At 60.3% G+C, this 7,776-nt stretch carries 7 protein-coding genes and 1 pseudogene; 1 reads left to right on the top strand and 7 read right to left on the bottom strand.

What is annotated here, in order from left to right:
• Window positions 1-1,010: amidase (locus tag HLUSI_RS0119320; RefSeq protein ID WP_016835513.1), on the top strand; the 1,010-nt coding region annotated here is incomplete at its 5' end.
• A 41-nt stretch (window positions 1,011-1,051) separates the two neighbouring features.
• On the opposite strand, the gene HLUSI_RS0119325 is transcribed toward HLUSI_RS0119320, so the two are convergent.
• The 7 genes and pseudogenes from HLUSI_RS0119325 to HLUSI_RS0119355 form a co-directional block, all read right to left on the bottom strand.
• On the bottom strand, window positions 1,052-2,767 hold the full coding sequence (locus tag HLUSI_RS0119325) for an ATP-binding protein (protein WP_016835514.1): 1,716 nt from the start codon (window positions 2,765-2,767) through the stop codon (window positions 1,052-1,054).
• 17 nt (window positions 2,768-2,784) lie between these two features.
• The gene (locus HLUSI_RS0119330) at window positions 2,785-3,900 is read right to left on the bottom strand and encodes a substrate-binding domain-containing protein (protein WP_414087166.1); all 1,116 of its coding nucleotides are present in this window, start codon (window positions 3,898-3,900) and stop codon (window positions 2,785-2,787) included.
• Between the two features lie 165 nt (window positions 3,901-4,065).
• Window positions 4,066-5,532 carry an ATP-binding protein gene (locus tag HLUSI_RS34665; RefSeq protein ID WP_269147430.1) on the bottom strand — a complete coding sequence of 489 codons (1,467 nt, stop codon included), beginning with the start codon at window positions 5,530-5,532 and terminating at the stop codon, window positions 4,066-4,068.
• A 33-nt stretch (window positions 5,533-5,565) separates the two neighbouring features.
• A complete protein-coding gene (locus HLUSI_RS0119340) occupies window positions 5,566-6,417 on the bottom strand; it encodes an HDOD domain-containing protein (RefSeq protein WP_016835518.1) in 852 nt (283 codons plus the stop codon).
• A complete protein-coding gene (locus tag HLUSI_RS0119345) occupies window positions 6,414-6,737 on the bottom strand; it encodes a hypothetical protein (RefSeq protein WP_157137921.1) in 324 nt (107 codons plus the stop codon). Before HLUSI_RS0119345 ends, HLUSI_RS0119340 begins: the two co-directional genes overlap by 4 nt.
• 5 nt (window positions 6,738-6,742) lie before the next feature.
• Entirely contained in the window at window positions 6,743-7,561 is an 819-nt protein-coding gene (locus tag HLUSI_RS0119350) for a response regulator (protein WP_050977744.1), read from the bottom strand.
• A 32-nt stretch (window positions 7,562-7,593) separates the two neighbouring features.
• Window positions 7,594-7,776: pseudogene (locus HLUSI_RS0119355) on the bottom strand (HD domain-containing phosphohydrolase); the annotation flags it as partial.

Here is a 7,776-nt window from a genome sequence, read left to right on the forward strand (position 1 = left end):
TCGCCGCCGGCGCGGTGATCGTCGGTCGCACCAACATGACCGAATTCGCCTACTCCGGCCTGGGCATCAATCCGCATTACGGCACACCGCGCAATCCGTGGCAGCGCGACGTTGGTAGTGGTCGTATCCCCGGCGGCTCGTCGTCGGGTGCGGCGATTTCGGTGACGGACGGCATGGCGGTGGCCGGCATCGGTTCCGACACCGGCGGTTCGATCCGGATTCCGGCGGCGCTGTGCGGCCTCACCGGTTTCAAGCCGACCGCGCGCCGGGTCTCCATGCAAGGCGTGTTGCCGTTGTCCGAATATCTCGATTCGATCGGCGCGATGGCGCCGACGGTGACGTGCTGCGCCAAGATGGATGCGGTGCTGGCCGGTGAAACCTACGTCGCGCCGGTCGCGCATCCGCTACGCGGCCTGCGCCTGCTGATGCCGACCAACGTGGTGCTGGACGGCATCGATGAACAGGTTGCGTCCGCCCTGCAAACGGCGCTGTCGCGCGGCGCCGTGATCGTCGAGAGCAAGATCGACGCCTTCAGCGAACTGGCCTCGATCAACGCCAAGGGCGGCTTCACCGCCGCCGAAGCCTGGACCTGGCACCGCAAGCTGATCGCCGAGCGCGAAGCGGCCTACGACCAGCGCGTGGTGTCGCGCATCAAGCGCGGCAAGGACATGGGCGCCGCCGACCTGCTCGACGTCATCCACAGCCGCCGCCGCTGGATCGCCGCCGTGGAACGGCAGCTGGCCGGCTTCGACGCCATGATCATGCCGACCGTGCCCATCGTCGCGCCCAAGATCGCCGACCTGCAAGCCAGCGACGACGCCTACTATGCCGCCAACGGCTTGATCCTGCGCAATCCGACCATGATCAATTTCCTCGACGGCTGCGCGATTTCGCTGCCCTGCCATGCCTCCGGGAATGCGCCGGTGGGACTGAGCCTCGCAGCGCCGGGCGGCCACGATCATCGGCTGCTGTCGATGGCGCTGGCGGTGGAAGCGGCGCTCAAGAATTGAACCTGCGGAAATGACCTTGCCCGGCTCACGCCGCTGCTGGATCACGGTGGCGACAGAACGCCGCGCTTCGGCAGGCTGACCCGGAACACGCTTCCTTTCCCTACTTCGCTGCGCACAGTGATCTTTCCCCCGTGTTTGGCGACGATGCCGTAAGAAAGCGAGAGTCCCAGGCCTGTTCCGGTCCCCACGGGCTTGGTGGTGAAGAACGGTTCAAAAATCCGTTCCAGATCGGCTTCGGGAATTCCCTTGCCGCTGTCCTCGACTTCCACCCAGACCTGGTCTTCATCATGGCCGGTCCGCAACACAATGCGGCCGCGCCCCTCGATCGCCTGACCGGCATTGACGAACAGGTTGAGGAACACCTGGTTCAGCTGGAACGGCAGGCATTCGATGTCCGGAATGCCGCCATATTCCTTGACGATTTCTGCAGTGTATTTGAGGTCATGCGACACCACGTTCAGCGTGCTGTCGAGCCCCTGTTCCAGATTCGCCCATTGTTTTTCGGCTTCATCGACGTGCGAAAAAGTCTTCAAATCCTGAACGATGCGGATCACTCGCTGCAGCCCGTCCTGCGACTCGCTGAATACGCTGGCGATATCTTCGCGCAGGAAATCGAGGTCGATGCGCGCCTTATGTCCAGCCAGCGCACGCCGGATTTCTTCCGGCATCTCTGCTTCAGACTGCTCGTAGGCTGACAACAGCGCCATGATTTCATCGACGTAGCGCTGCAATGTCCCGAGATTGGAGTTGACGAAGCCCACCGGATTGTTGATCTCGTGAGCAACACCCGCCGCCAGTTGGCCGATCGACGCCATTTTTTCCGATTGCAGCAGCTGACTCTGGGCATCCGCCAGCTTGCGAATCAACTCATCCTGCCGCGCCTTTTCCGATTTCAAGGTCTGGTTGGCGACCGCCAACTGCACACGATCGGCCTGGAACTGCTCCACCGCGCGCGCCATCTCGCCGATTTCATCAGCGCCATGCACCGGCACCTTGCAAAGAGCGTCGCCAGGATCGCCATGGCGCAGGCTATGACTGACCTTCTGCAACCGCGCCAGCACCTGCCGTCCCAGAAAGCCGTGGCCGACCAACCATGCCAGCGTCAAGCTGACGACCAGCAAACCGGTGATCCAGCGTTGATTGCGTGCCGACGTTTCGGCCAGCTCCCGGACCGCGACGCGATAGTCCTGCGTGAACCGGGTCGACTGCTGCCGGGCGGAATCCACCAGCGCCTTGGATTGCCGGTGCAGCTCAGCCCGAAATGGCACCACCGGGGCAGCCTCCCGGCCTCCGCCTTGGGCGAGTCGGGCCGGCGGCAACTTGGGTGTACGCAGTTCACTTTCGCGCAACTGCGCCATGATGTTGGCGGTGTTGCGAAACAGCTGCGCCGCCTGGTGCAAATCGATGACGGCGACGTCGTCGCCTCCCTTGGCCAACTGATCGACCAGTTGATCGACCGCTTCGACATGTTTGACGATCTCCGCGTAACTTGCCGTCGTCGCCGCAACGGAGGATGCGCTTGACAGCAAATAAGCTTCTCGTTCGATCAGGAAAGTCTGCTCGACTAAATCCTGCGCTTGCTGCATCAGCAGCAAACGGTCCTCCGCCAGAGATTTGGTAGCGGCAACGGCGGAATGCAACGCGTATATCGCCGTGAGGCCGCCGGCCAGCATCAGCACCGCAAGACCCGAAATCGCAAACAGGAATTGGGTCTTCAGCAACCGCGGCCGCCACAGCTGGAAAGCCTTGAAATGCATGCGTCCCTCTCGCCTGCTCAGCGCTGCCAGATACGACGGTAAACGTCGCGGTATGCGTTGTCCGGATCGTATTGCAGCAGCGAGCCGCCATCGAATGCAATATTGGCCGTGGTCACCAGGTGGACCGGAAACAGGAAACCCGACACCGGACGTTGCGCCAACAACCGGTTCAGTTCATCGACCAGTTGCCAGCCGTGCAGATTGAGCGGCTCGGCAACGGTGCCGGTCTGGAACGTCCCCGCCTGGATACGCAGGAATGCCGCTGCGCTGCCGTCGCCGGCGGACAGCATATCGACGGCATTGCTGGGCAGCCCTGCCTTGGTGAGTTCGATAGCGGCGTAGTCGAAGTAAATGTCATTGATCGCCAATGCATGGGTCCAGCGTTTGCCGTGACGGCGGAGCAGCTCTCTCGTGGCGCCGGGCATCAGTTCCGCGCTGCGTGAAATCGCGACGTCCCTGATTTCCAGCAACGTGCATCCCTTGCAGGCTCTGATGACGCTTGCCATGGCCTCGGCCTTGGCTTTGGCGATCTCGAAACGACTGTCGGTGAAAATCACCACGCCGGCCTTGCCGCGCGAACCGGCCACCGCCGCCATGGCCGTGATGCGTGCGACTTCCAGCGAATCGGTAGATACGTTCATCGCCACCGGCCCCGAGGCCGGGATACCGGCCTGCGGTCCCACATGCCAGCCGACCATGGGAATTTTCTGATTCGCCAGCACCTGTAATTCGGCGTGTGCCTCCTTGGCGTCAATACCGACGAAAATCACGCCTTGCGGCTTCAAACCGGCCACTGCAGCGAAACCGGCGCTACGATTGGCGGAAGTCCCCCCGAGATTGATGACTTTGGTGTTCCAACCGATGACTTTGGCCGCCTCGCTGATACCCTTGACCACGCCCAGAATGCCGCCGTTCCTCAAATCCTCGCTCAGTACCGCAACCGTCACCCCTGCCCGCGCCGACGGTCCCGATTGCGGTCCCGGCCAGGGCTGTCCGTGCACGCTGGCTTTCCCGACCTGTGCCTGCATGTCGTCGAGCCAGGCGGCATCGGCCGCCTCGCTGGTTTGCCCCGCTTTTGCCATCGGCATCGCCGGCCCGGCGGGCTTCGTCTGCCCGTGGCACTGCCCCGCCATCAGGCAGAGCGCCAACGCCACCAATCCAGAATGAAAAGACATGCTCCTCCCGGCTGCTTGTTTATGTGCGATCGCCGACAACTCGGATCACCGTATCGACCACGCCTGTTGCCAGAGTAGTTGTTTCAGCCAAGCCGCGGCATCAGGAAATTCAGAAGTCGTATCTCATGGATTTCCGGATATTCCTTGGCTATCATCGTCGCCAGCGTCGTGCCGGACGGGGAATCGCAGCGTAAACGTCGTCCCCGCGCCCAGGATGCTCGTCACATTGATGCTGCCCTGATGCTTTTGCATGATGCCGTACGCCAACGACAATCCCAAGCCTGTCCCTTGACCGACCGGCTTGGTGGTAAAAAACGGATCGAATATCCGCGACAGGTTCTCCGGCGCAATGCCGGAACCGTTGTCCGCGATTTCTATCTCCGCGTCAGCGTCAACGACCCGGGTCGTGATGGTAATCGTGCCCCGCGCACCATCAATGGCGTGCGCCGCATTCACGACCAGGTTCATGACCACCTGATTGATCTGGCTGGGCAAGCATTCCACATCGGGCAACACGCCGTAGTTCTTGATCACATCGGCTTTGTATTTGATTTCGTTATTCACGATGTTCAACGTCGAATCGATTCCCTGGTGCAAATTCGCCCATTGCCATTCCAGCGCGGTATCGGCGCGCGAAAAATCCTTGAGGTCCTGCACGATCTTCCGCACGCGGGTGATGCCTTCGCGGGATTCGCTCATCAAGGCAGGGATGTCTTCCTTGAGGAAATCGATCTCGACCTCGTCCCGCACCGCAGCCAGCTCCTTCGCGGCAGACTCCGAACTGCGGTCGCGCTCCCGTGCTTCATATGCGCCCAGCATTCTCAGCAACGAGCCGATATAGGTTTCGAGGGTGCTGAAATTGGAAAAGATGTAGCCGATCGGATTGTTGATTTCGTGCGCGACACCGGCCGCAAGCTGGCCGATCGACGCCAGCTTTTCCGATTGCATCAATTGCTCCTGAGTCATGGACAGCTTGCGATTGAGTTCGGTGAGCTCCGCGTTGCGCCGAACCAGCTCCGCCTCGGCTGCCGTGCGCCGCAAGATGTCTTCTTCCATCTTGGCGTTGGTAGCGGCAAGTTCGTGCGTGCGCTTGACGACCAGCATTTCAAGCTCCTGGTGCATGCGTCGCAAGTCCAGCTCTGCCGTCTTCTGGGCGCTGATATCCTGCAGCACCTCGATGGCGCCGACGATCTGTCCGGACGGCGCCCGCAGAGGCGCCGCCGAAAAATACAGCCAGCGGCCGGATTCACCCAGATGAGGGAAAAATCGCTCCGCTTCGACCGCGCCGGGGATGACGACCGAACTGCGAAACTTGTCGTCGTCATGATAATAGACGCCGACGACGTTCTCGAGCGATCCGGCCACGATGAGATCCGCAAGCACCGGGCGTTCGTACAGGTAAAACGGCTTCCATTGGTTCCTGGTGCCGACCATCTGCGATGCCTGCACGCCCAGCACATGTTCGCACGCCTTGTTCCAATGGGTAATGACGTGATGGCTGTCTATGGCAAATGCGGGAACCGGGCAACCGTCGAAAAACTCGGATATTTGCGGTTCAAGCAAGGCCTGCTGAGGTTGAACAAATGACACGGCGTATTCCTTGAAATGAATAAAATCGGCTGATCATGCCTTTCCCGTCGCTCCGAGAATCGCGCACGCCTCTTCGAATTGCGTTTCCGTTGTTGCAAAAATCTCCAGCAAGACAGATTCTTTCAATGCCAGCCTGTCCCAATCGCTGACCGGAATCGACGGCACGCGGTCGTATTGACCGCCGCTCAGGTCCAGGGCATAGGCGATCGCGTCAGCGACGGCGGCGATCGCTGCAGCATGTCCTTGCGCCGGCGATTCCTCCTTCCCGGAGACCAGCGTCCCGACGATCGCAGCAGGAAATTTCCAATACTCCAGCACCGCCTTGCCGGCCGTTTTGTGATCGATCCCGAATACATGGATCTCCGCCGCCAGCAAATCCTCGTTATGTTGTGCGCATCTTTGCAACACGTCCCGATAGCGCAACGGTGAGCAAGTCGCCAACACCAGCCTGCCGATGTTGTGCAGCAGGCCGGCGATGAAGGACTGGTCCTGATTGGCGTTGCAATGCGCAGCGATCACCTTGGAGCACAATGCCGTGCCGATGGCATGTTTCCAGAAGTGGGCATGATCCAGGTCCTCGCCGGCGTGGTTTGCAAACGTGTCGACCACGGCTGCCGCCAGCACCAGCGAGCGCACGCTGTTGAAACCCAGCACCGCGATGGCGTGCGGTATCGAACCAATCTTGCTCTGCATGCCGTAGAACGAAGAATTCGCCAATCGCAGCACTTTTGCCGTCAGCGTCTGGTCGTAGGAGATTTTCTGCGCCAGGGTATGCGTGTCTACGTCCTTGTTGTCCAGCGCATGGATCAGCTCCAGGACAATATTTGGCAAGGCCGGCAGGCGTAAGACGGCATCGGCGATATCCTGCTCAGTCACCCCGCTCATGACATCGTCTCCCGCCGATAGCGACGCAGGCATTCGAGCAAGTTCAGGTTCGGCAAGTTGTCCTTGCTATGCATGAACAACTCGTCCAGCCTCGCCAATGAAGCTGCGAGCAAGGCTTCCTTTTTTTCGTCGCTGGGCGGCGCCACGATCTGCACGGCGTGCATGCCGCGCTTCTTCAACGCCTGGATGGACTTGTCGGTGAGCACGCTGCCGGAAGCCATGAGGCACACGCCTCCTTCGTCAAAGACAGCCTGCGCGAGGGTCATCCCCGGCGCGGCGTCATCAAGAGGGATTTCCAGGAAGATAGCGGTGGAAGGCATGGTTGTCAGTCGTCGGTTAGTTTGATCAGGGTCATCAGCTTGCCTCGTGATCGCGAGTTGCGTCCCATCGGATGGGTCAGTACTTTGTAGACCCGGCTGTTGATGTCGACTTCCGCACTGCTGAGATCCCACGCCGGTTCCAGAGCGGGAGTCGCCCCCTCCATTTTCATGCCGAGCAGCAGCATCGTCTCGCCGAACAGCGATTGCGCCGCGGCATTGACGAAGACGATGTTCTTTTCATCATCCATGCCCAATATCGGCGTCGGCAGGTGCTCAAGGATTTCATGGATGATCCTCAAGCTGACTTCATCGGTCTCGATGCGTTCTTCCTGCACCTTCAACAGCTTGTCGAGCTCCTTGTTGGTTTCTTCCAGCGCCAGGTTTGCCATTTGCAATTGCTGTTGCAATCGGAGATTTTCGTCCGCCATTTCCTTGCGCCTGAACGCTTCCGCCACGTGGCCACGCAGTTGCCCGTCATCCCACGGCTTGGTCAGAAATTTATACACGGCGCCTTCATTGACCGCATCCGTGACCGACTGCAATTCCGTATAGCCGCTCAACACGATCCGTACCGTGTCGGGATAGGATTCTTTTGCCAGACGCAGAAATTCCACGCCGGTCATGCCGGGCATGCGCTGGTCGGTAACGATCACGTCCACCGGCCCGCTTTTGAGCGCCTCCAGGGCTTCCTGGCCGTTGTTGGCGGTGACGATGTCGTATTTGTCCTGACGCAGCAAGCGCTTCAACGCCGACAGGATGTTGGTCTCGTCGTCTACCAGCAACAAGGTCCGCGGCGACCGTTCAGCAACTATTTGCTCCAGCATGATGTTGACCTTCGGATGAGTGAACTGAGAGGCTATGCCGCGTTGTCCAGGATCTTGACCGATATCTCGAGCGACGATCCGTCGAGCTGCTCGAACTTGCGAATCTGCAAGATATTGTTGGCGGTGATGGTGGCATCGCGCACAATGAGCAGAACGCCATCCTTGGTGCGCAGGTCCTGCGCCAGCTGCATGCCGACTTCGAGGTCGCGCGACTT

It is taken from the genome of Herbaspirillum lusitanum P6-12 (genome assembly GCF_000256565.1).
GTDB classification, from domain to species: Bacteria; Pseudomonadota; Gammaproteobacteria; order Burkholderiales; family Burkholderiaceae_D; genus Herbaspirillum; species Herbaspirillum lusitanum.

Coding starts and splice junctions, on each gene's coding strand:
- HLUSI_RS0119325 (WP_016835514.1), bottom strand. CDS start 2,767: ATGCATTTCAAGGCTTTCCAGCTGTGGCGGCCGCGGTTGCTGAAGACC.
- HLUSI_RS0119330 (WP_414087166.1), bottom strand. CDS start 3,900: ATGGCGGGGCAGTGCCACGGGCAGACGAAGCCCGCCGGGCCGGCGATG.
- HLUSI_RS0119340 (WP_016835518.1), bottom strand. CDS start 6,417: ATGAGCGGGGTGACTGAGCAGGATATCGCCGATGCCGTCTTACGCCTG.
- HLUSI_RS0119345 (WP_157137921.1), bottom strand. CDS start 6,737: ATGCCTTCCACCGCTATCTTCCTGGAAATCCCTCTTGATGACGCCGCG.
- HLUSI_RS0119350 (WP_050977744.1), bottom strand. CDS start 7,561: ATGCTGGAGCAAATAGTTGCTGAACGGTCGCCGCGGACCTTGTTGCTG.